Consider the following 23,981-nt stretch of genomic DNA (forward strand, 5'->3'; position numbering starts at 1 on the left):
CACACCCGAAGGAGCCACCATGCACACCCGTACCCTGCTTGTCGCTTCACTCTCTTTACTTGCTACCTCTGCAATCGCTCAAACCCAGTACGCCTGGGTGGGTACCTATAATCCGAACGGTGAAGGGCTGTACCGCTTTACCGTCGATCCGCAAACCGGTGCGCTGAACGATAAAACACTGGTGAGCAAACTGCCGAACGCCGCGCAGTTAACCGTCTCACACGACGGCAAAACGCTGTATCTGGCAAGCGAAGTGGAGCAGGGCGTGGTGCAGGCGCTGCGCATCGGTGATAACGGCGCGCTGAGCGAGCTGAATCAGGTGTCCTCCGGCGGCGCGGGGCCGGTGTATCTTTCCCTGACGCCGAACGGCAAACATCTGCTGGTGGCAAACTACGTCAGCGGAACTGTCGCGGTGCTGCCCGTTAACGCAGACGGCAGCCTGGGCGATGCTACGGACACCCATCAGGACAAAGGCGAACCGGGCGCGGCGAAGCCGGAAGCTGCCGTCGAGGGCAGTTTCGCCATCAGCGATCATAACGGCCCACATGCGCACATGATCGCCGCCGATCCGGACGGGAAATACGTTTTTTCCACCGATCTGGGGCTGGATCGCATCTATCAGTACCGTTTTGACGATCAAACCGGGAAGCTGACTCCTAACGATCCGCCATTTATCAGCGCCTCCTCAAAAGGGGCCGGGCCGCGCCACTTCGTCTTTACGCCGAAAGGCGATGCCCTGTGGCTGATTAACGAAGAGGCGTCTACGCTCACCCATTATGCGCTGGACAGTAATGGCAGGCTGAAAGAGGGTAAAACGGTTTCAGCCCTGCCGGACGGTTATAAAGGCACCAGTTTTGCTGCCGGGCTGGCGCTAAGCGCCGACGGGAAACAGCTGTATGTCGCTAACCGTTTGCATAACAGCATCGGGCACTTTACCGTAACGGCAGAGGGTACGCTGACGCATCAGAATGATGTCTGGACGCGCGGCGACTATCCGCGCACCCTGACGCTGGATAAGCAGGGTCGCTGGCTGTACGTCATGAACCAGCGCAGCGACAACATTACCCGTTTCCGCGTGGCGCCGGACGGCAAGCTGAGCGCCGAGCCAGACTATACCCCGGTCGGCAGCCCATCCCAGATGGTCATTTCACCCTGAGCAGTAAGAGGACAACGACGTGCGATTTCCGAACCAACGTTTAGCGCAACTTTTCGATCTGTTGCAAAACGAGACGCTGCCGCAGGACGAGCTGGCGCAGCGGCTGTCGGTCTCCACGCGAACCGTCCGGGCGGATATCACCGCCCTGAACGCGCTGCTGGCCAGCCACGGCGCGCAGTTCATTTTGAGCCGGGGCAACGGCTATCAGCTCAAAATTAATGATGTGGTGCGCTATCAACAATTGCAGGCGTCCCACCCGCGCGCGCTGCGTATTCCGCGAACCGGACCGGAGCGCGTGCACTATCTGGTGGTGCGTTTTCTGACGTCAGCCTTTTCCCTCAAGCTGGAGGATCTGGCCGATGAGTGGTTCGTCAGCCGGGCCACGTTGCAGAGCGACATGGTGGAAGTGCGTGAGTGGTTTCACCGTTACAACCTGACGCTGGAAACCCGCCCGCGCCACGGGATGAAGCTGTTTGGCAGCGAGATGGCGATCCGCGCCTGCCTGACCGACCTTCTGTGGGAGCTGGCGCAGCAGGACAGCCTGAACCCGCTGGTGACCGACGTGGCGTTGAACGCGGGGGTGGCGGAAAAGATGGTGCCGGTGCTGCACGATGCGCTGACGCGCCATCACATTCGCCTGACCGATGAAGGCGAGCTGTTCCTGCGCCTGTACTGCGCGGTGTCGGTGCGGCGCATCAGCGAGGGGTATCCGCTGCCGGAATTCCACGCGGAGGACGTGGAAGAGAACGTGCGTGAGGCGGCGAAAGATATCGCGGTGGCTATCCAGGAGCTGGCGGGCAAAGCGCTTTCGCCGTCAGAAGAGAGCTGGCTGTGTGTGCACATTGCGGCGCGGCAGATCCAGGAGATCGCCCCCAGCGCGATTAACGCCGACGACGATGAAGCGCTGGTCAACTACATTCTGCGCTACATCAACACCCACTATAACTACAACCTGCTGAGCGATGAGCAACTGCATGCAGATCTGCTCACGCACATCAAAACCATGATCACCCGCGTGCGGTATCAAATCATGATCCCCAATCCGCTGCTGGATAACATCAAGCAGCACTACCCGATGGCGTGGGATATGACCCTCGCGGCGGTGTCGAGCTGGGGCAAATACACCCCGTATGTGATCAGCGAAAACGAAATTGGTTTTCTGGTGCTGCATATCGGCGTCGGGCTGGAGCGCCATTACAATATCGGCTACCAGCGCCAGCCGCGGGTGCTGCTGGTATGCGATGCCGGTAACGCGATGGTGCGCATGATCGAGGCGGTACTTCAGCGTAAATATCCGCAGATTGAGGTGACGCGCACGCTCACCCTTCGTGAGTACGAGCTTGCCGATGCCATTGGCGAAGACTTCGTGATCTCCACCGCCCGCGTGAGCGAAAAATCCAAACCGGTGGTGATGATCGCCCCGTTCCCGACCGATTATCAGTTAGAGCAGATCGGCAAGCTGGTGCTGGTGGATCGCACCCGCCCGTGGATGCTGGAAAAATACTTCGACGCGGCCCATTTCCGCATTCTCGACAAGCCTGTCGACCAGCAAACGCTGTTCCGCGAACTGTGCGGGCAGCTTGAAGGGGAAGGTTTTGTCGGCGCGGAGTTTCTGGAATCGGTTATCGAGCGTGAAGCCATTGTCAGCACCATGCTCGGCGACGGCATCGCGCTGCCGCACTCCCTCGGGCTGCTGGCGCAAAAAACGGTGGTCTACACCGTGCTGGCGCCGCAGGGCATTCAGTGGGGAGATGAAACCGCCCATGTCATCTTCCTGCTCGCCATCAGCAAAAGCGAGTACGAAGAGGCAATGGCGATTTACGACATCTTTGTCACCTTCCTGCGTGAACGCGCGATGGCGCGCCTGTGCCAGTGCGAGAATTTTGCGGCGTTTAAGGCTGAGGCGATGGAGAGTTTGAGTCGGTTTTGACGTTCAGGCGGACAGAGGATATCCGCCTTCATTCAACGCAGATGATGCACAACCTGGTTGCTGCTGCCGCGCCAGATAAGCATAGGATCTTTTAGATCCTGCACGAACTTGCCGTCGACCAGGACGTTAATCAGATCCACCACTTCCATCTGCTGCGCATTCAGTTCATCCAGCTTATAGCCCGTCCAGACCCAGATGTCTTTTCCTGCGCACTCGCGGCGGATGCGTTTTACCAGCTTCAGGATCGCCGGCACGTTTTGCGGATGGAGCGGGTCGCCGCCGGAGAGCGAGATCCCCTGGCGTTTGATGCGCGTGTCGTTCAGGTCGTTGATGATGCGGTCTTCCATCTCAGCGGTAAACGGCATACCCGAGTTCAGGCGCCAGGTGCTTTTGTTGTAGCAGCCGGGGCACTCGTGAACGCAGCCTGATACAAACAGGGTACAGCGGGTGCCGGGGCCGTTGACGATGTCGACGGGGTAGTACTGGTGATAGTTCATCGCGAATAACCACGCCGGGTGGCGCTGCGCTTACCCGGCCTACAAAAGAGAGCGGTCCGTAGGCCCGGTAAGCGCAGCGCCACCGGGCATTAACGTGGCAGCGGATTACCCGATCTGCCCATTCCCCAGATGTTTCACCCTGCGCTTCACCTCTTCCTGCTTACCGGCGTTAAACGGACGGGCATCCGGGCTGCCGAGGTAGCCGCACACGCGGCGGGTCACGGAGACGCGGGCTGCGTCGTGGTTACCGCATTTCGGGCAGGTGAAGCCTTTGCTGGTGCATTCGAACTCACCGGTAAAGCCGCACTCGTAGCACTCGTCAATTGGCGTGTTGGTTCCGTAGTACGGCACGTGCTGATAGCTGTAATCCCACACGTCTTCCAGCGCCTTCAGGTTGTGCTGAATGTTCGGGTACTCGCCGTAGCAGATAAAACCGCCGTTCGCGATGGGCGGATAGGCCGCTTCAAAGTCGATCTTGTCGTACGGGTTCACCTTCTTCTCCACATCGAGGTGGAAGCTGTTGGTGTAGTAACCTTTGTCGGTCACGCCTTCCACGATGCCGAACTCGGCGGTGTCCAGACGGCAGAAGCGATCGCAGAGGTTTTCGCTCGGCGTGCTGTACAGGCTGAAACCGTAGCCAGTTTCCTCTTTCCACTGGTCTACCGCATCGCGCAGGCGCTGCACAATCGCGATACCTTTCTCACGCAGGGCGTCGTTGTCATAGATGTGCTTGTCGCCAAACAGCGCGTTAATCGTTTCGTGAATGCCGATATAGCCAAGAGAGATCGATGCGCGACCGTTTTTGAAGATCTCCGACACATCATCGTCCGCCTTCAGGCGCACGCCGCAGGCTCCTTCCATATAGAGAATTGGCGCGACGCGGGCTTTCACCCCTTCAAGACGGGCGATGCGGGTCATCAGCGCCTTACGTGCCAGCTGTAAACGTTCATCCAGCAGCGTCCAGAAGGCCGCTTCATTCCCTTTAGCTTCCAGCGCGATGCGCGGCAGGTTCAGGCTGATGACGCCCAGGTTGTTGCGCCCGTCGTGGATCTGCTCGCCGTTCTCATCTTCGTACACGCCGAGGAAGCTGCGGCAGCCCATTGGCGTTTTAAACGAACCGGTGACTTTCACCACCTGGTCGTAGTTGAGGATGTCCGGGTACATACGCTTGCTCGCGCACTCCAGCGCCAGCTGCTTGATGTCATAGTTCGGATCGCCAAACTTGTGGTTCAGGCCGTCGCGAATGGCGAACACCAGTTTCGGGAACACCGCCGTTTTACGGTTTTTACCGAGGCCGGAGATGCGGTTGCGCAGAATAGACTGCTGGATCAGGCGTGATTCCCAGCTGGTGCCGAGGCCAAACCCGAAGGTCACAAACGGCGTCTGGCCGTTGGCGGTGTGCAGCGTGTTTACCTCATATTCCAGCGACTGGAACGCGTCGTAGCACTCTTTCTCGGTGCGGGAACGGGCGTAACCGTCGGCATCCGGGATCTGCCACTCTTCCGCCGTTTTACGGTGTTTGTTGAAGCTCTCGGCCACGAACGGGGCCAGTACTTCATCGATGCGGTTAATGGTGGTGCCGCCATAGATGTGGCTCGCCACCTGGGCGATGATCTGCGCCGTGACCGCCGTCGCGGTGGAGATGGATTTCGGCGGCTCAATCTCGGCGTTACCCATTTTAAAACCGTGGGTCAGCATGCCTTTCAGGTCGATCAGCATGCAGTTAAACATCGGGAAGAACGGCGAGTAGTCGAGATCGTGATAGTGGATCTCACCGCGCTCGTGCGCAGACACCACGTCGCGCGGCAGCAGGTGCTGGCGGGCATAGTGCTTGGCGACGATACCGGCCAGCAGGTCGCGCTGGGTTGGGATCACTTTGCTGTCTTTGTTGGCATTTTCATTGAGCAGCGACGAGTTGGTTTGCTCTACCAGGCCGCGGATCTCCTGGTTCAGGCGACCGCGTTTCTCACGCTGGACGTCACGGTCGTGACGATACTCAATGTAGGCGCGCGCCAGCTGCTTGTACGGACCTGACATCAGCTGGTTTTCAACCGCGGTCTGGATCTCGTTGATATCCACCTGGCTGCGTTCATGCATCTGGCTGCTAACGACTTCTGCGACGGTGGCGCAGTAATCTGCGTCATCGACTCCCGCTGCTTTAGCTGCACGCAGAATGGCTTCTTTGATGCGCTCTGATTTAAACGGCACTTTACAGCCATCACGTTTCATCACATGCGGTGTCATGATCACTCCATTTTAAAAACAGGTTATCCACAAAGGTGGAGAAGTATTCACCGGACGTATTCCTCGCCGCGGCAAAGACTTCCCGCGTGCCCAGCTCGTGTTATCCACAATTCCGGCCAGCGTTTGCGCCGTCTTGTTGTTGGAATAGTAGACGATAAATACAAGATGTTGGGTTGGCGTGCATTTTAAGTGCTACATATAGTGATTTGCATCAAACAAGTTTGCGATTTTTTTGATGCAGAACAAAGTAAAAAGACGAGAGTACAAACGGCGGGCGCTGGGGCAATTGTAAAGACTCGAAGGAAAAATCTGATTAATTATTCAACAAAAACAAGCGCTCAGCAGAGCCTGTGCTGAGCGCTGCTCGATTAACTCACCCCGCAGGCCCAGCTCAACCCTGCCTGCAAAAAGGCTACGGTAACGATGCAGCCCAGTACCAACGGGATGAGAAGAGAGTTTTCGGGGGCATCGTCCTGTTTTTGAGAACCTTCATTACTCAGCGCAGACATCGCCTCTTCCCGCGTACGCGCCGCCAGCAATTGCTCACGCACCCGCTCATCCGTGAGTCTGCTGGTCAGCGTCGTCAGCAGGTGCATATGCGTACTGCCTGCTTCCGCTGGCGGAATGGCGAGCAGGAAAACCATCCTCACCTCTTCATCACCTTCCAGTCCCGGCCAGCATATCGGATCGTCAAAGAGCGCCAGACAAAATGCCGCCTGTTGCACCGCCTCGGTTTTACCGTGCGGGACAGCGAGCGCTTCACCCAGCGCGGTAGGGCCTTCACTTTCACGTTGTAAAACGCTTTCGATAAATGCCTCTCGATCGTTGATGACCTTCCGCCTGGCGAGCGGCTCGGTGAGCCAACGGATCACTGCTTCCGGCGTGCGTTGGGGCGGGTTGATAAACACCAGATCGGGATGCGTCAATGCCAGCAAGTTCATATTAAGCCTCAATCAAAAAATCGCAGGTTGCGGAGGGGAGGATCGCCGTTACCGGTTGCATCGGCTCTTCCAGATAGTTGATCTGCCGTAACACTGCCAGACTTTCCGGGACGGGAGCCGGTTGTGTCCCGGCGTTAAATACGCGTAAGACGGTGCCATGCAGCAGCTGCGCATGGGGCAGAGCGGAAAGGATGAGCGGCTCCGGCACGGTCAGTAGCGAGAACTCTGCCGGAAGCCTGCGCTCGGGCAGACGCAACGAAAAGCGCTCAAGACGGTGATCGAGCGTGTGTAGCGTTTGCCGTTGGTAGGTGAAGGGCTGTCCAGCCGCCTGATTTTCCAGCTGGCGCAGCGTGAGGTGGTCGGCGTTGTCGGCCAGCGCGACGGTGAATGAAAAGCGCAACGGTTTCAGCAACTGGGCATCAGGAGTCTCAACCACCGTATTATTGATGCCGGAGGCCCGACCCGGTCGCCATTCGAGATCGCTGCGTCCGAGCACGCCCGTCGATTTAAACATCGTCAGGGCAATAGCAGCGGGTTCGCTGCCGATAATCTGAAATTCTTTCATGCCACGGCTAGTCACAACCAGCGCTTTACCCGGTTCCGTGACAGCGATAATGCCCTCGCTGGTTTCGATATCCACGGGCTTCTCGCGATAGCGTTCTTGCCAGTGTTCACCGTCATATCCCGTTTCGCGCTGGATGATTGCGAAGGGCTGTGAGGCGATAGCGTGACGGGTGTGAATATCGCTGCCGATCAGTAAACGTAGCCGGTGATCGCAGTGGCTGTTTTCCAGCGAAGCCTCGACATACAGATTCGGATCGTCGTGGCGTAATTCGCAGACCAGACGAATGGATAACGGCGTTCGGGCCGTATCCTGACGGCTGGCGAGATCCTGCGGAAGACGCATTGTGGCCTCGACGGTCAGCTTTTCGACAAGCGACGTTTTTACGCCGTCGACGAGCGTAAAATGCGAACAGCGCGTCGGCGCGTCGCCCGCAAGCGGTGAGAAATCGTAGCTGTCGCCCGCGTCCGCGCAGTCTTCAAAGGTAAAGAAAGAGGGGATACGTCTGCCGCTGCGTTTGTCATGCAGGGTAAGCGTTCCGGCGTCCAGCGACAGTCGATAATGCGCATTCTCAATCTCGCTGCCCTTTATCTTTTCAGACGCCAGGAAAGGCGCAGGGTCTTCTTCAACGTTAACGGTGAGATAGCCGATCGGCGGCAGAACCGGTGTCTTTACCGCAACGTGCCAGCGGTAATAAGGGGGAAGGGGCGTCTCGCACTCGCCCTCGGCGGTAAGTGAGATCGCCGTTCCGCCGGGCAGAATGTCCCTTTTCAGGACGTCGAAAGAGATGGGCTCCCCCTGATACGTCAGGGCGATATTATCTGCCCGGCTATACAGGGTGGTTATCAGCACGCGCTGCGTTGGGGTAGCCAGCGGGTTAAAAATCAGCAGGTCGCCTTCCTGAGCGCAGGTGGCGGCCAGGGTTTTCACCACCAGATTCCACAGGCTATGGCACAGCTGTTCGGTTTGTTCCAGACGATGCAGAATGTCGCAGTTGGTGGCATCGCTATTGCAGCCGCCAATGGAATCGTGAGCATGGTTTCGCAACAGCGTTTTCCAGAGGGTGTCGACTACCGCGAGGTTGACCGGAATCCCCTGGTGACGCGCCATTGCGATTGTCGGCTCCAGCTGTCGCAGGATGAACTGTTCAACCTCATCGTTTTTCTTTTTGATGTCGTAGCGCACGGAGCCGATCGTTTTATGGATGCGGGTGTAGCGCGGCGATTTCAGCTCCCCTTCCAGGAGCTCAAACTGTTCACGCTGCGCGCGAAGGGTTTCTACATAACGCTCCAGAGAACTGATGAAGTAACGGTCCTGATCCGGGGACTGCGCGCTGGCGACCTCCAGAATTTTCGGCAGCGCCGGGTCGATGCTGACCTGATCGCCGCCGCAGGGCAGGAGCAGGTCGTTTAGACCGGCCCGTGAACGCAATAGTGTGGTCATCGGGTAGATTTTTCCCTGGAGATGGGAGGCTTCCGAACGCATGTTTTTAGCCGCGCCATAACCGAGCGCCATCGCACAGGCGATGACGGTCGCACCTGACGGTGCGCGCCAGAGGAACTGGCTGCTTTTGGCGTGCCTGTCGTGATCGATACCGCGCCAGAAGACGATATTGTCGATATTGCAGCCCTGCAAAATTGTGGGCATTTGCGCATTGTGGCCGAAGGTATCCGGAAGATACCCGACCTGCATCGCATGCCCCAGCGCCCGGGCAGCAAAAATGCCGTACTTCAGATTGCGGATAATCGATTCGCCATGCACGTTGTAGGTGTCCGTCTGGGTATACCATGGCCCTACGAAGATCCTTTTTTCTCTGACCAGCTTTTCCAGCCTGGCGCGATAATCAGGATTGATGGCGAGAAAGTCCTCCACTACCGCCATCTGTCCGTCAAGGTGATAGCAGGTGTAAGCGGAGTCCTGCTCCAGCGTGTTGATGACGTCCGCAAAATTATATGACGCCAGCACCATGCTGTCCTGACGGGTGAAATACCACTCCTGATCCCAGTGCGTATGGGCAATGACGTGGATCTGATTCATGACGTTTCCCCTTATCTGGCGTTCTTTGGGCTGACATAGAGCACGCCCAGGGCGCAAATCAGTGCGCCAATAAAGACGCTCGCCAGGTAGCCCGCCACGTTGGTTGCCAGCGGCCAGCCCCAGACGGCTGGCAGAGGCAGCGTCTGCTTCACGCCAAGGGTAATGGCGACCAGCGCGCCGGCGACGGCACCGGTCATGAACACCGGGATCAGACGTGGGTTTTTCAGGATGAACGGGATCGCGCCTTCGGAGATCCCAATCACGCCCAGCAACAACGAGGTGCTACCGACGGTTTTATCTTCCTGGCTAAAGACATCCGGTAATCCAAAGCGGCCGTTGAGGAACGCAGCAAAGCCAACGCCAATGGAGGGGATCACGATGGAGAGTTCGCGGGCGGTTAAATCAAACGTCTCGCTCATGCCATTCAGGCCGAGCGCGACCGAGCCTGCCGCCTTGTTGACCGGACCGCCCAGGTCGAACGCGGTGCCCGCGGCAATCATCGCGGAATAGAACCCGCGCCCGGTGTCACCTGCCGAGGTAAAAAAGACCACCATCAGCTGGTTAAGCGAGCCAAAAATCGGGTTAATCAAATATTCCATGACCATCACCAGCGTAATGCCGGTGATCAGCGGGACGAGCAGCATGGTTTTAATGGTGGTGAGCTGCTGGCGGACGTGAATCGAATCATTGAGCCAGCGCACCAGATAGCCCACAAAAAAGCCGATACCAATGGCGCCGAAAAAGCCGGATGGCATAAAGCCTTCGATATCAAAGAAGCGCTTATAGACTTCGTCTGACATGATGCCGCCAATAAGACCGGGGATGAGTGCCGGTTTACCGGCAATGGAAAACGCCAGATACATCGCAAAAACGGGATACATGAACTTAATGGTCATAAAGCCCACTTTATCCAGCACGCTGAACGGCGAATGTTCGATGTTAATAAACTGCCCGGTTATTTTGGCCGTCGCCATCATCAGCCCGCCCATCACCACCACCGGCAGCATATAGCTGATGGCCGCCATAATATGGCCAATAAAAATCTGGTAAGCCGAACGCTGAAGATCGTCTTCTTGTGCGACAGTGGTGACGTTTTTTTCCTTTGCCAGCGCCTGACGCAGATAGCGATCGGTATGTTTGATCAGCTCTTGTGTGCGGGTTTGAAGGTGAGGAATGTTTTCAAAACGCTCGGCATCCTGAATGGGAACGTCGGTTGCCAGAATAATGGCCGTGGCGGAGGCGATATCCTGTTTTGTTAAGCGGTTTTTAACGCCGTCGCTGCCCTGCGTTTCGACCTTTACCTCGATATTGTGCTCGTTAGCCCATGCAATAATTTTATTCGCCGCCATAAAGGTGTGTGCGATACCTGTCGGGCAGGCCGTTACCGCGACAACTTTTTGTTTCGTCATTGTCATAATTCCCTGGATGTGAAAACAGGGGAAGTATAAAGAGAACCTAAAACAGTTTTTAATGTTTGCTAATACTAATTACGTATCGTGATACGCGTAAATGCAATGTGTGAAGCGCCTTCCAGAGACTATTTCTCTGTTGTGTTAATATCATCTCGGGATTAAACGGGGCGTAATAGATGAATTCATTCCAGGGAAGTGAACGTTTGATATTTGAATACATTCAGCATCATGCGTGTAATATTTCTAATATATCGGCAAAAGAGATTGCCCGTGATACCTTTACCACGACAACATCCGTTAATCGTGTATGTAAAAAAATGGGCTATAAAAGCTATACCGAGCTTCGGTACCGTTTTTTACGCGACCATTTTACACCTGCACCTGCTACACCCGACGTGGGGCCGCAGCCGGATGATATTGTGACAGACGTGTCCAGGTTGCTTACGCATTCCAGCCATATCTATCTTTACGCACGGGGAGCCTCGCTCACCAGCCTCAACTACCTGTCGCGCTTTTTGTCGCTGGCGAGCCTGCCGCACCTTATTTTGAATGACATGCACCAGTTGACACGCGTATCGAAGGGGACGCTGGTGTTGATCAGTAAATCCGGGGAGACGCAGTCGCTGATTGAAATGGCGCGTAACGCGCTGCGCAAAGGGTTGAAGATTATTGCGATTACCCGTCAGGGGTCGACACTGGCGTCGATCTCAACGCTATGCTGGCCGTTACCAATCGACATTAACGCGGTTTCGCTGTATCAGCGGGAAGGGCAGCTTGAACTGTTAAGCGCCGTGGACCGTATCGGCTGTAGGCTGCTACAGCACGATACGGTGTAGTCAGGCCGTCAGAGCTGCTTCACTATTCCCAGACGTACGGCATAATCATTTTCATGGTTGCCGTCATTATTGATGTACGTTTTATCCAGTGAAACCAGTTCGACGTATGGCGTCCAGCCATCGTCGAGCTTGTAGTTGAACGCGACGGTATGCTCCCAGTAGGTGTCATCCCCGGTTCCCTGATCGACGTTATCCTGCCAGCGGAAGCGCGGGTTATAGGACATACCGAATTTGCCGATGTTATACGCGAACCAAATGTCGAACTGGTGTGACTGGCGGCGAGTATAACCGCTGCCGTCGAGTTCTTTATCGCTATGCGCGTCATTGACGGTGTTATAGCGGTAACGGGCGGAGAGATTCAGACCGTTATCGAAGGCTTTCCAGCCCTGAATGAAGGGGCGGTAATGCGTATTGCTGGCGGTGAAAACCGTCACCATGCCAGGCGCAACGGCGAAACCATTTCCCAGATCAAAACGCCAGCGCGTTTCGATTTCCTGTGCCGCTTCCGTTAACCCCTTGTCGTCGGGATTATATCTGTCGGTATCACCAAAAAACGTATCATTATGGTTTTGTGCGGCTTCAACGGAGAAGTAAAAACCGTTATTCGCCTGATGCATGACCTTAATGCGTGAATCATTTACGTCTGAGCGCGTATTATGACCAAAGCGAAGGTCGACGGACGTATTCCCGCACCATCCCTGTGTGCTCAATAATAATGCGCTAATACACGTTGCTTTAATAATTATCTTTTTCATAATATCCTGCCGAGGTTATTTAATTGGCAGGCTATTTTTATTTTGAGTGCGCCATATTGTAAAAGTTATCGTCGTACATTTAGCGTATCGCTAAACATAAAAAAAGAGATACAGCATGCTGTATCTCCTGAGGTTTATTCCTGCACCCACCAGATAGCTTCAAACGGGCGCAATAGCAACGTATCGGGTCGGAAGGGAACCTCTTCATAGTTGCTGAGTGCCACCCGCCATGCTCCCTCTACGGGGGCGGGCTGCCACTGCTGGCGCGCGCGGCTCAGGTTTGCCACCACCATCAGCGTTTGTCCCTGCCACTGGCGGCGGTAGCACCACAGGGAAGGGTGGTCAGGCAGGAGATCCTCATAATCCCCCCACGTCAGTACCGACAAGGTTTTGCGCAGGCGAATCAGCGACTGATAGGTGTAAAACACCGAATTGGGGTCGTCCAGCGCCGCGCGGGCGTTCACGGTTTCGTAGTTGTCGCAGACGCCAATCCACGGCTCGGCCTCGGTAAAGCCCGCATTATGCGAGGCGTCCCACTGCATCGGCGTGCGGCCATTATCGCGTGACTTACTCGCCAGAATCGCCAGTAGTTCATCCGTATCGCGACCGTTAGCCCGCTGTTCGGCGAACATGTTCAGGCTTTCCACGTCGCGGTAGTCGGTGATACGGCTGAAATGCGGGTTGGTCATACCCAGTTCTTCACCCTGGTAGATATACGGCGTGCCCTGCATCCCGTGCAGCACCATGCCGAGCATTTTCGCCGCCGCCACGCGGTGTTCCCCTTCGTCACCAAAGCGCGACACGATGCGCGGCTGGTCATGGTTACACCAGAACAGCGCGTTCCAGGCTTTGTTGTGCATCCCCTGCTGCCAATGGCGGAAAAGGGTTTTTAGCGCCACGAAGTCCGGCTTCGCCTTCGTCCATTTTTCGCCGCCGGGGTAGTCTACCTTGAGGTGGTGGAAGTTGAAGGTCATCGACAGCTCGCGGCCGTCAAGAGACGCGTACTGTTGGCAGTTCTCCAGCGAGGTGGAGGACATCTCGCCCACCGTCATCAGATTACGCGGCGTAAAGACGTCGCGGCTCATCTCCTGGAGATATTCGTGGATGCGCGGCCCGTCAGTGTAGAAGCGGCGACCGTCGCCGAGGGTATCGTCCGGGAAATCCTGATCTTTTGAAATCAGGTTAATCACGTCCAGACGCAAGCCGTCCACGCCGCGATCGGCCCAGAACTCGCACACTTTTTTCAGCTCGGCGCGCACCGCCGGGTTTTCCCAGTTGAGATCCGCCTGCTCCGGTGCGAACAGGTGCAGATAATACTGCTCGCTTTCGGCGTGCCAGCGCCAGGCGTTGCCGCCAAATTTGGAGCGCCAGTTGTTGGGAAGCGTATCCGGCGTACCGTCGCGCCAGATATAGAACTGGCGGTACGGACTCGCTTTATCCAGCGACTCACGGAACCAGGCGTGCTGCGTGGACGTGTGGTTAAAGACCATATCCAGCACGATGCGGATGCCGCGTTCATGCGCCCGGGCAACCAGCTCGTCAAAGTCGTCCAGCGTGCCGTAGGTCGGATCGATGGCAGTGTAGTTCGCCACGTCGTAACCGTTATCCACCTGCGGGGAGATATAAAACGGCGTCAGCCAGATGGCGTCAATGCCGAGGGTTTTCAGGTAGTCCAGGCGCTGCGTCACGCCGCGCAGATCGCCCGTGCCGCTGCCGGTGGTGTCCTGGAAACTCTTTGGGTAAATCTGATAGATGACGCCGTTCTGCCACCAGTGAGGAAGGGTATTCATAGTACGTTCCTGCAAATGCGAAGGGGCGCAACTGCGCCCCGAAAGAGAGAATTAAACAATCTGCAACGTGCCCTGACGGAACTTACGCTGGTAAACCACAGTAGTCAGCGCCATTGGGATGATAATCGCCACCGCCATCGCCAGCGCAAATACCTGCCAGAACGCGGGCTGAATGGAGAGGATACCCGGCAGGCCGCCGACGCCAATCCCGTTCGCCATCACGCTGTTCAGGCCGCACAGCAAGCCCGCCAGACCGGAGCCGATCATCGCGCAGAGCATCGGGAAGCGGTATTTCAGGTTGATACCGTACATCGCTGGTTCAGTGACGCCGAGGTAAGCGGAGATGGCAGCCGGAACGGAGATCTCTCGCTCGTTGTGCTTACGGCTGACGATGATGATGCCGGTTACCGCCGAGGCCTGCGCAATGTTAGACAGGGCGATGATCGGCCAGACAGGCGTACCGCCGAGGCTCTGGATCATCTGCATATCAATCGCCAGCGTGGTCTGATGCACGCCGGTGATCACCAGCGGAGCGTAGAGGAAGCCAAACAGCGCGGCACCGATTGGCGCGAAGCTGCCGGTCATCAGGTGACGGACCGCGAAGGCCACGCCGTCGCCAATCATGCGGCCAAACGGACCGATAAAGGCGTGCGCCAGGAACACTGCCAGGATCAGCGAGCAGACCGGGACCACCACCAGATAGAGGTAATCCGGCACGATGCGCTTCAGGCGCGTCTCAATAAAGCCCAGCGCCAGGCCCGCCAGCAATGCCGGGATCACCTGCGCCTGATAGCCCACTTTGGCGATGGTAAACAGGCCAAAGTTCCACACCTCTGGCGTTTGCTGACCAAGTAAGTAAGCGTTCATTAACTGCGGAGAGACCAGCGTCACGCCGAGCACGATACCGAGAATTGGCGTTCCGCCCATTTTGCGCACCGCGGACCAGCAGATCCCGACCGGCAGATAGAAGAAGATCGCTTCGCCAATCAGCCACAGGAAGTCATAGATGCTTTGCAGCGCCGGGTACATCTGCGCCAGGGTTTTGCCGTCGCTCATTGGCACATCGCCGATGACGTTACGGAAGCCCAGAATTAAGCCCCCGCTGATCAGCGCTGGCAGCAGCGGGAAGAAGATCTCCGCAAAATGGGAAATCAGCTGCTCATGCCATTTCATATTCTGGCGCGCGGCCTTCTTCGCCTGCTCTTTATCGGCGGAAGAGTGCCCGGTAGTCGCCAGCAGAGCCTGATAGTAATCGCCCACTTCGGTACCAATCACCACCTGAAACTGCCCGGCGTTGGTGAAGCAGCCTTTAACCATAGAAAGCTCTTCAATGGCCTTCGGGTTGGCTTTGGCCGGATCGTTAAGCACGAAGCGCAGGCGGGTAATGCAATGGCTGACGGTGGCGATGTTATCGCGTCCGCCGACCAGGACGATCAGCTGATCGATATCTGTTTGTTTGACTTTACTCATCATGAAACCTCATGACAGATGGTGATAGTGGTTATGACCTGTGCGCAAGCCTACTCCTTCAACGTGACGGCGAAAATGGGAACGTTCCCGAAATCGGGCGAAGATCACAATAATCTATTCAAAAGAATTATGAGAGATGGGCTGGAATAACGATCTGACGGGGCTCGGTACGCCCGGTAATCTGCTCGATCAGCTGCGCGGCAGCCTGCCGGCCAGACTCGGCGTAACCCGGATCAACGCTGATAATCTCCGGGTGTAAGAACTTCATCAGCGGCGTGCTTCCCACGCTCGCTAATTGCAGTTCCCCGATGCGCTGCTCCTGCAAATATTTGCTCGCACCCAATGCAAGGGTATCCGTGGCGCATACCAGGGCGGTGGTTTGTGACGTCAGCACGCTGGCGACCTGTTCATATCCCTGTTTCATACCCAGACCGGGCAGCGCGGCCACGGCGGGAAGATTGTGTTTTTTACAAAACGCCAGGTACGCTTCGTGGCGACGCTTGCCGGTGGTGATGTCGGCATGCGGCACGCCGAGATAGCTAATATGCCGATGGCCCTGTTCATACAGGCGCTGCATCAGGATCACGATCGCCCCTTCGTCATCGTAACAGACAGAGGCAAACCCGCTGGCGTCGCGCGCCAGCAGCACCAGTGACGGCTGCCAGGGTTTAAGCACGTCCTCTTTTAGGCCGGTAAATCCGAACAGCACCACCCCATCAATATTACGGCGCTGAAGCATGCCGAGATGCTCCTCCACCATTTGCGCGGAGAACTTGCTCTCCATCATGATCGGATCGTAGCCCTGCTCGTAGAACGCGGGCAGCATCGTCTGTACGGCGAGGTTTTCGGAGAGGGAATCCAGACGCGAGACAATAATGGCGACCACTTTATCGCTCTGCCCGCGCATGGCGCGCGCGGAGCGGGAAGGGGAAAAACCGTGCTGATTCATCACCGCCTCGACGCGCTCGCGTGTGCGCTCGCTGACACCGCTTTCGTTGTTCAGCACGCGTGAGACAGTCGATTTCCCCACGCCGCTTAAACGCGCGATATCTTTAATCGTAAGGCGGTTCTGCATGCTGTATTCCCTGTAACAACGAAAAATAATCAATTGAGCCTAATGCTATCCTGCGAATTCGCTATGGGCAAAGTCTGGTTTACGTTCGGTTTATTTGCAGGGCGTTATAATACCGCCCGATTAGTCACAAACGGTATGGATAAATCACTATACTGCGTGCCGATACCCAACTTTTTACTTACCGGAGGCCACATGGATCCCGATCCCACACCTCTCCTGACCAGGAGAAAACCTTCTTTCCGGTAAGCCAGCCTTTTGCTGTCTCACCGGCGTGAGGCAGCAACGTTCATACGTTCCTGCTTGATAAATTAAGTGCCTGACAGGTACGGCTTTGCCACGCCTGCGGGAAAACTGCGTCCGCCTTTGCGGATGCGGGGGAATGACTATGCTGAAAAATATCACCCGGCAGCTGCAAGCGCTGCTGAGCCGTCACCTGCCACATCGCCTGATTGCGCGCGATCCGCTGCCAAATGCCAACACCATGGCGGGAGCGGCAATCCCCGCTTCCCTGACCGAGCGCTGCCTGAACGTGGCGGCGATGGATGAAAACGAAGTCTGGCGCGCCTTTGGCGGCCACCCGGAAGGGCTGAACGCGCAAGAAGTGTTAAAAATCCGCGCGGAACATGGCGATAACCAGATCCCGGCGCAGAAACCCTCTCCCTGGTGGGTCCACCTGTGGCTCTGCTACCGCAATCCGTTCAACCTGCTGCTGACGGTGCTCGGGATTATCTCTTACGCCACTGAAGATCTGTTTGCCGCAGGCGTGATTGCCCTGATGGTGGGGATCTCCACGCTGCTGAACTTTATTCAGGAAGCGCGCTCCACCAAAGCGGCGGACGCCCTGAAAGCAATGGTCAGCAACACCGCCACCGTGTCGCGCGTGATTAACGACCTCGGCGAGAACGCCTGGATTGAGCTTCCCATTGACCAGCTGGTGCCGGGCGATCTGGTGAAGCTGGCGGCGGGGGACATGATCCCAGCGGATTTACGCGTCATCCAGGCGCGGGATCTGTTCGTCGCGCAGGCGTCACTCACCGGTGAATCCCTGCCCGTAGAGAAGGTAGCGCGGACCCGCGATCCGCAGCAGATGAACCCGCTGGAGTGCGACACCCTGTGCTTTATGGGCACCACGGTGGTCAGCGGCACCGCGCAGGCGATTGTCACCGCCACCGGCGGCAATACCTGGTTTGGACAGCTTGCCGGACGCGTCAGCGAGCAGGAGAGCGAGCCGAATGCGTTCCAGAAAGGCATTGGCCGCGTCAGCATGCTGCTGATCCGCTTTATGATGGTCATGACGCCGATTGTCCTGCTGATCAACGGCTACACCAAAGGCGACTGGTGGGAGGCGGCGCTGTTCGCGCTCTCCGTGGCCGTTGGCTTAACGCCGGAAATGCTGCCGATGATTGTCACCTCCACGCTGGCGCGCGGGGCGGTCAAACTCTCTAAACAAAAGGTGATTGTTAAACACCTCGACGCCATCCAGAACTTTGGCGCGATGGACATCCTTTGCACCGATAAAACCGGCACCCTGACGCAGGACAAAATCGTGCTGGAGAACCACACCGATATCGCCGGAAAGACCAGCGAACGGGTGCTGTACAGCGCGTGGCTGAACAGCCACTATCAGACCGGGCTGAAAAACCTGCTCGACGTGGCGGTGCTGGAAGGGGTGGACGAGGAGTCTGCCCGCACGCTCTCCGGTCGCTGGCAGAAGGTGGATGAAATCCCGTTCGACTTCGAGCGCCGCCGCATGTCGGTGGTGGTCAGCGAGCAGGCGGACGTACATCAGCTGATCTGCAAAGGGGCATTGCAGGAGATCCTGAATGTTTCCACGCAGGTGCGCCATAACGGCGAGATCGTGCCGCTGGATGAGACCATGCTGCGCCGCATCAAACGCGTCACCGATAACCTGAACCGTCAGGGGCTGCGCGTGGTGGCAGTAGCCAGCAAGTTCCTGCCTGCGCGGGAAGGTGACTACCAGCGTATCGATGAATCCGATTTGATCCTCGAAGGTTACATCGCATTCCTCGATCCGCCGAAAGAGACCACCGCGCCGGCGCTAAAAGCGCTGAAAGCGAGCGGTATCACCGTCAAAATCCTCACCGGCGACAGCGAGCTGGTGGCGGCCAAAGTGTGCCACGAAGTCGGCCTGGACGCGGGCGACGTCGTCGTGGGGAGCGACATTGAGCACCTGTCCGACGATGAGCTGGCCGAGCTTGCCCAACGCACCACGCTGTTTGCCCGCCTGACGCCGATGCATAAAGAGCGCATCGTCACTTTGCTGCGTCGCGAAGGGCACGTAGTGGGCTTTATGGGCGACGGCATCAACGATGCGCCAGCCCTGCGTGCGGCGGATATCGGTATCTCCGTGGACGGCGCGGTGGATATTGCCCGCGAAGCGGCGGATATCATTCTGCTGGAAAAGAGCCTGATGGTGCTGGAAGAGGGCGTCATCGAAGGGCGTCGCACCTTCGCCAATATGCTCAAATACATCAAAATGACCGCCAGCTCCAACTTCGGCAACGTCTTCAGCGTGCTGGTAGCGAGCGCGTTTCTGCCGTTTCTGCCGATGCTGCCGCTGCACCTGCTGATCCAGAACCTGATGTACGATGTCTCTCAGGTGGCGATCCCGTTTGATAACGTGGACGACGAGCAGATCCAGAAGCCGCAGCGCTGGAACCCCGCCGATCTGGGGCGCTTTATGCTGTTCTTTGGGCCGATCAGCTCTATCTTCGACATTCTGACCTTCTGCCTGATGTGGTTTGTGTTCCATGCGAATACGCCAGAACACCAGACGCTGTTCCAGTCCGGCTGGTTCGTGGTGGGACTGCTGTCTCAGACGCTGATTGTGCACATGATCCGCACCCGTCGCATTCCGTTTATCCAGAGCCGTGCCGCGTGGCCGCTGATTGTGATGACGGGCATTGTAATGGCGCTCGGGATCGCGCTGCCGTTCTCGCCGCTGGCAAGCTACCTGCAACTTCAGGCGCTGCCGCTGAGCTACTTCCCGTGGCTGGTGGCGATCCTCGCGGGCTACATGGTGCTGACGCAGATGGTGAAAGGGTTCTATAGCCGTCGGTATGGGTGGCAGTAAATTATGTTTGCCGGGTGGCGGCTTCGCCTTACCCGGCCTACTCCCGAAACGTAGGCCCGGTAAGCGCAGCGCCACCGGGCAATAGCTTTCCTCCCAAATTCAACAACCTGTGATCTCCGTCGGCGCATTCGCTTGACGACAATTTGAGCGCATGTTAACAGAATGTTTTGCCTGTATTTGGCCCGTCAGATAAGGAACATTCATGTTACGGTACAGCCTCTTAACCGCCGGGCTCATGCTCGGCGCCTCCGCCTTTGCCGCCCCGGCAGGCGACCTTCCCTTAATGCCCTGGCCTGCGAAGGTTGAACGCCCGACCACTCAGGGCGCGCTGGTGCTTAACAATCAACTCTCTGTGAGCGTCAGCGGCGACGATCTGGGGGATGCGGTCAACCGCCTGCGCCAGCGCATTGCGCTGCAAACCGGCTGGACGCTACAGCCGCAGGCCGAAAAACCTGACAAGCCGACCATCCGCATCGCCATCGCCAAAAAGGTGAAGCCGCAGCCGCTGCCTGACAGCGATGAGAGCTATAAACTCACGGTGGACGCCAACGGCGTAAATATCTCTGCCAACACCCGCTTCGGCGCGCTGCGCGCCATGGAAACCTTGCTTCAGCTGATGCAGAACGGCGCCGAAAACACCTCGATCCCGTGGGTGACCATTGAAGATTCGCCGCGCTTCCCGTGGCGCGGGCTGCTGCTCGATTCGGCGCGCCACTTCCTCCCGATTCCGGATATTAAACGCCAGATCGACGGCATGGCCGCGGCCAAACTCAACGTCCTGCACTGGCATTTGACGGACGATCAGGGCTGGCGCTTCAGCTCAAAGCGCTACCCTAAGCTGACCCAGCTTGCCAGCGATGGGCTGTTCTACACCCCGGAGCAGATGCGCGAGATTGTGCGTTACGCTGCCGAGCGGGGCATACGCGTGGTGCCGGAAATTGATATGCCGGGCCACGCCTCGGCGATTGCCGTCGCCTACCCGGAGCTGATGAGCGCGCCGGGGCCGTACGCCATGGAGCGCCACTGGGGCGTGCTAAAGCCGGTGCTGGATCCAACCAAAGAGGCAACTTATACCTTTGCCGACGCGATGGTCAGCGAACTGGCGGCGATCTTCCCGGATCCGTATCTGCATATTGGCGGCGATGAGGTTGACGACAGCCAGTGGAAAGCGAACGCTGCGATCCAGACGTTTATGCGCGACAACAAACTGGCGGACAGCCACGCGTTGCAGGCGTATTTCAACCGCAAGCTGGAGACGATCCTTGAGAAGCACCACCGGCAGATGGTTGGCTGGGATGAGATCTACCATCCCGATCTGCCGAAAAGCATTCTGATCCAGTCCTGGCAGGGACAGGACGCGCTGGGGCAGGTGGCGCAGAACGGCTATAAGGGCATTCTCTCAACCGGTTTCTACCTCGATCAGCCGCAATCCACCGCCTACCACTACCGCAATGAAATTGTGCCGCAGGGGCTGAACGGCGTGGATGTGATAGCGGACACCGACAGCGTCCAGAGCTGGGCTTTCTCCATGCCGCGTCTGAAAGGCAAGCCGGTGGAAGGCAGCTTTACGCTGGTGAAAGGCGATGCCGGGTGGCGCGGATTTATTGATTTTGCCGGGAAATCGCGTCGGGCGGTGGAGAACATTCAGTGGCGGGACGACAACCAGGTAACGTTTACCGTTGATACCTGGATGGGTGAAACGCGTCCGGTCGTTTCTGTTGAGAACGATAAGCTCAGCGGCTATTTCCTGGTGGGTAACGCCCGCTACCCGATCGACGGCACGCGTCTGGACGCGGTGCCAAAAGGCATACCGCCGGTGGTGCCGGACCCGGCGAACGAGGCCAATCTGCTCGGCGGCGAAGCCGCGCTGTGGGCGGAAAACGTGGTCGCGCCGGTGCTTGATATCCGTCTGTGGCCGCGCGCCTTTGCGGTGGCGGAGCGGCTATGGTCGGCGAAGGACGTCAACGACATCGACAACATGTATACCCGGCTCCAGGCGATGGACAGCTGGTCGACGGTGTCGGCTGGACTACAGCAGCATACCCAGCAGCAGGTGCAGTTCACGCGCCTCGCCAACAATGCGGATACCCTGCCGCTGCAAATTCTCGCCCAGGCGCTTGAACCGGCGCAGTATTACACCCGCCAGCATCTTAAGTTCCAGGCCGGAAACTATCATCAGTTTGAGCCGCTCAACCGGCTCGCTGACGCGCTAAACGCGGAAAGTGCGACCGTGCGTCAGATGAATAAATGGGCGGACCGTCTGGTGAGCGACGCGGAAGACACGGAAAGCGCCGACGCGCTGCGCCACGTCTTTAACCGCTGGCAGAACAACACCAGCGATGCGCTGGCCTTGAGCGAAAACAGCTATCAGCTGAAGGCGATCAAGCCGGTGATTCAGGAGGTGGACAAGCTTTCGTCGATTGGCCTGAGGCTGACGGATCTGGTGGCGCGCCAGGGCACGCTGGACGACAACGAGATCGCGTCGATCCAGAGCGAACTGGATAATGCGGCGAAGATCCAGGACGAGGTGGTGATTGCGGCGGTTTACCCGCTGGAAACGCTGCTGCGTGCGACGCGGAATCAGTAACAAATGCGCCCGGTGGCGCTACGCTTACCGGGCCTACGTGACGTGTAGGCCCGGCAAACGAAGTGCCGCCGGGCGTGAAGGCAACTCAGTTCTTCAGCACCCACGCCTCTCTCCAGTGCGCGCCCACGCCTGGCTCAAACTGGTTTGCGGTTGGGCTGTACTGCACGCAGTAGCCGCTATACGGGAACGGTTTACACTCGTAGGTCTTACCGTTTTTAGGCTGTAACACCACGGTGCCCGCTTTGTAAGAGGCAATGCTGTCCGGGAAGATAAAGTCATGCGGGCCGCTGCTGTCCGCCGCGTCGCTTTCCAGCATCAGGTTTAGCACGTCCTGCGCGAACAGGGTGCCGTCTTTGTTGGTGGCGTAGTATTTCAGCATATGGTGGCCCGCCGTGACGTCAGTCAGCGTCATGGTCACGTTTTGATTGACGTTATTCATATCCTGCTTCAGGTAACCTTTTTCGGCACCGTGGTGGTTCATCACGTGCGCTTCAAAATTAACGTCACCCTGCGTGTTCACATGGAAGGTTACAATCACATTGCCATGTTCGATTTTGCTGTATTGCAGATCGGAAACGGCGATGGTCTCGCTCACCTGCGCTTTTTGCTCTTCATAAGAGATGGCAACGGATTTCAGCGTGCTGCCGTCTTTCACGAATACGCTGTTGGCGCCGTGAACCGGACTAATTTCACCGGCTTCATCTTTCACACCGACGCGGACATCGCTATGAGCGGTGTTGATCTTCTGCGCCAGATCGTAGGACCACTGGTTAGCGTCGCCTTGTTCTGAAGAGCCGATGGTCATTTCAGTACGCAGGGCGGCAACTTCCCCGTTGGCGTCGAAGAAGCGTGCAATCACTTTATCGCCCACGTTCAGGTTATTCCCGGCAATCTGTCCGCTCAGGGTTTTACTCCACTGGGATATTACCGCTGGGGTATCGTCCGGCGTGACGTTGCCGCCGTTACCGAAATCAACGTCAATGGCCTGATAGAAACTGTTTGTGGTATCCGCAATTTCCCACACGCCATAAATAACCTGGTAGCCCGTACGTTCCGGGACATTACAGGTCTTGGATTTTGTCATGGACGGTGCCTGACCATTCCCGTTAATAGTACAGAACGGCGTTAATTCGAACTGGTCACGGGTCAGCGGTTTATTGGGGTCCCAGTTTTGTTTGGTAATGTAATAACGCCAGTTGGTGGTTTTATGCGGCGCGGTATGGTGCCAGACAAATTCATGCGGGCCTGCCGTCATGGGGCTTTTAGTCCAGGCGTTCAGGCTCTGCTTATCAAGCTGGGAGTAGCTGGCAATACCGGCGCTGGCAAGCTTGCCGTCAGGCGGCATTGCGCCCGTCGGGAAGCCGGAGGTCTTTTCTACGCTCTGCGGTTCATATTGTACAGAGCCACAGTCAATATTCTGGCCGAGCTTACACATATAAGCGCGGCTGGCGGGGGATTCTATATATCCGTGTGCAAGTGCGGAAGACGCAACCGCTAATGTGGCAACGGCCAGCGCGATCTTAGAGAGTTTCATTCTTCATCCATTAATTAGAATATAACAAGGCAGCGTCAGTCTATTAATGGAGTGGGGGATG

Annotated in this window: 15 protein-coding genes; 5 read left to right on the top strand and 10 right to left on the bottom strand. The window is 57.2% G+C overall.

The window, feature by feature from the left end:
* Positions 1 to 19: 19 nt before the first annotated feature.
* Entirely contained in the window at positions 20 to 1,156 is a 1,137-nt protein-coding gene (locus IMQ56_RS12210; protein WP_196064028.1) for a lactonase family protein, read from the top strand.
* A 19-nt stretch (positions 1,157 to 1,175) separates the two neighbouring features.
* Entirely contained in the window at positions 1,176 to 3,086 is a 1,911-nt protein-coding gene (locus IMQ56_RS12215; protein ID WP_017383912.1) for a PRD domain-containing protein, read from the top strand.
* Positions 3,087 to 3,118: 32 nt separating this feature from the next.
* On the opposite strand, the gene nrdG is transcribed toward IMQ56_RS12215, so the two are convergent.
* From nrdG to IMQ56_RS12240, 5 genes are all read right to left on the bottom strand, one after another.
* Entirely contained in the window at positions 3,119 to 3,583 is a 465-nt protein-coding gene (gene nrdG / locus IMQ56_RS12220) for an anaerobic ribonucleoside-triphosphate reductase-activating protein (protein WP_023302982.1), read from the bottom strand.
* Positions 3,584 to 3,688: 105 nt separating this feature from the next.
* Positions 3,689 to 5,827 (bottom strand): anaerobic ribonucleoside-triphosphate reductase, encoded by a 2,139-nt coding sequence (nrdD, locus tag IMQ56_RS12225; RefSeq protein WP_015572514.1) that lies wholly within the window; start codon positions 5,825 to 5,827, stop codon positions 3,689 to 3,691.
* Positions 5,828 to 6,195: 368 nt separating this feature from the next.
* Complete coding sequence (locus IMQ56_RS12230; protein WP_017694643.1) at positions 6,196 to 6,768, bottom strand: PTS sugar transporter subunit IIA; 573 nt, start codon at positions 6,766 to 6,768, stop codon at positions 6,196 to 6,198.
* Between the two features lies 1 nt (position 6,769).
* Positions 6,770 to 9,367 carry a glycoside hydrolase family 38 C-terminal domain-containing protein gene (locus tag IMQ56_RS12235; protein ID WP_196064029.1) on the bottom strand — a complete coding sequence of 866 codons (2,598 nt, stop codon included), beginning with the start codon at positions 9,365 to 9,367 and terminating at the stop codon, positions 6,770 to 6,772.
* Positions 9,368 to 9,378: 11 nt separating this feature from the next.
* Complete coding sequence (locus IMQ56_RS12240; RefSeq protein WP_150390774.1) at positions 9,379 to 10,776, bottom strand: fructose-specific PTS transporter subunit EIIC; 1,398 nt, start codon at positions 10,774 to 10,776, stop codon at positions 9,379 to 9,381.
* Between the two features lie 179 nt (positions 10,777 to 10,955).
* On the opposite strand from IMQ56_RS12240, the gene IMQ56_RS12245 reads away from it, so the two are divergent.
* Entirely contained in the window at positions 10,956 to 11,615 is a 660-nt protein-coding gene (locus IMQ56_RS12245; protein ID WP_015572516.1) for a MurR/RpiR family transcriptional regulator, read from the top strand.
* A gap of 8 nt (positions 11,616 to 11,623) precedes the next feature.
* On the opposite strand, the gene IMQ56_RS12250 is transcribed toward IMQ56_RS12245, so the two are convergent.
* The 4 genes from IMQ56_RS12250 to treR form a co-directional block, all read right to left on the bottom strand.
* Complete coding sequence (locus tag IMQ56_RS12250) at positions 11,624 to 12,370, bottom strand: oligogalacturonate-specific porin KdgM family protein (protein WP_017694639.1); 747 nt, start codon at positions 12,368 to 12,370, stop codon at positions 11,624 to 11,626.
* 134 nt (positions 12,371 to 12,504) lie between these two features.
* Entirely contained in the window at positions 12,505 to 14,160 is a 1,656-nt protein-coding gene (treC, locus tag IMQ56_RS12255) for an alpha,alpha-phosphotrehalase (protein ID WP_047726452.1), read from the bottom strand.
* 51 nt (positions 14,161 to 14,211) lie between these two features.
* Positions 14,212 to 15,630 carry a PTS trehalose transporter subunit IIBC gene (gene treB / locus IMQ56_RS12260; protein WP_020480548.1) on the bottom strand — a complete coding sequence of 473 codons (1,419 nt, stop codon included), beginning with the start codon at positions 15,628 to 15,630 and terminating at the stop codon, positions 14,212 to 14,214.
* A gap of 127 nt (positions 15,631 to 15,757) precedes the next feature.
* Positions 15,758 to 16,705: a trehalose operon repressor TreR gene (treR, locus tag IMQ56_RS12265; RefSeq protein ID WP_017383908.1), complete on the bottom strand. Its 948-nt coding sequence runs from the start codon at positions 16,703 to 16,705 to the stop codon at positions 15,758 to 15,760.
* Positions 16,706 to 17,090: 385 nt separating this feature from the next.
* Here treR and mgtA point away from each other — a divergent pair, with 385 nt between their 5' ends.
* The gene (mgtA, locus tag IMQ56_RS12270) at positions 17,091 to 19,799 is read left to right on the top strand and encodes a magnesium-translocating P-type ATPase (RefSeq protein ID WP_032620944.1); all 2,709 of its coding nucleotides are present in this window, start codon (positions 17,091 to 17,093) and stop codon (positions 19,797 to 19,799) included.
* Positions 19,800 to 20,001: 202 nt separating this feature from the next.
* Entirely contained in the window at positions 20,002 to 22,386 is a 2,385-nt protein-coding gene (locus IMQ56_RS12275; protein ID WP_196064030.1) for a family 20 glycosylhydrolase, read from the top strand.
* Positions 22,387 to 22,471: 85 nt separating this feature from the next.
* On the opposite strand, the gene gbpA is transcribed toward IMQ56_RS12275, so the two are convergent.
* On the bottom strand, positions 22,472 to 23,920 hold the full coding sequence (gbpA, locus tag IMQ56_RS12280) for an N-acetylglucosamine-binding protein GbpA (RefSeq protein WP_196064031.1): 1,449 nt from the start codon (positions 23,918 to 23,920) through the stop codon (positions 22,472 to 22,474).
* Between the last annotated feature and the right edge of the window lie 61 nt (positions 23,921 to 23,981).

The sequence above is a fragment of the Enterobacter sp. Res13-Sevr-PEC09-46 genome (assembly GCF_015672585.1).
GTDB classification, from domain to species: domain Bacteria; phylum Pseudomonadota; class Gammaproteobacteria; order Enterobacterales; family Enterobacteriaceae; genus Enterobacter; species Enterobacter hormaechei_C.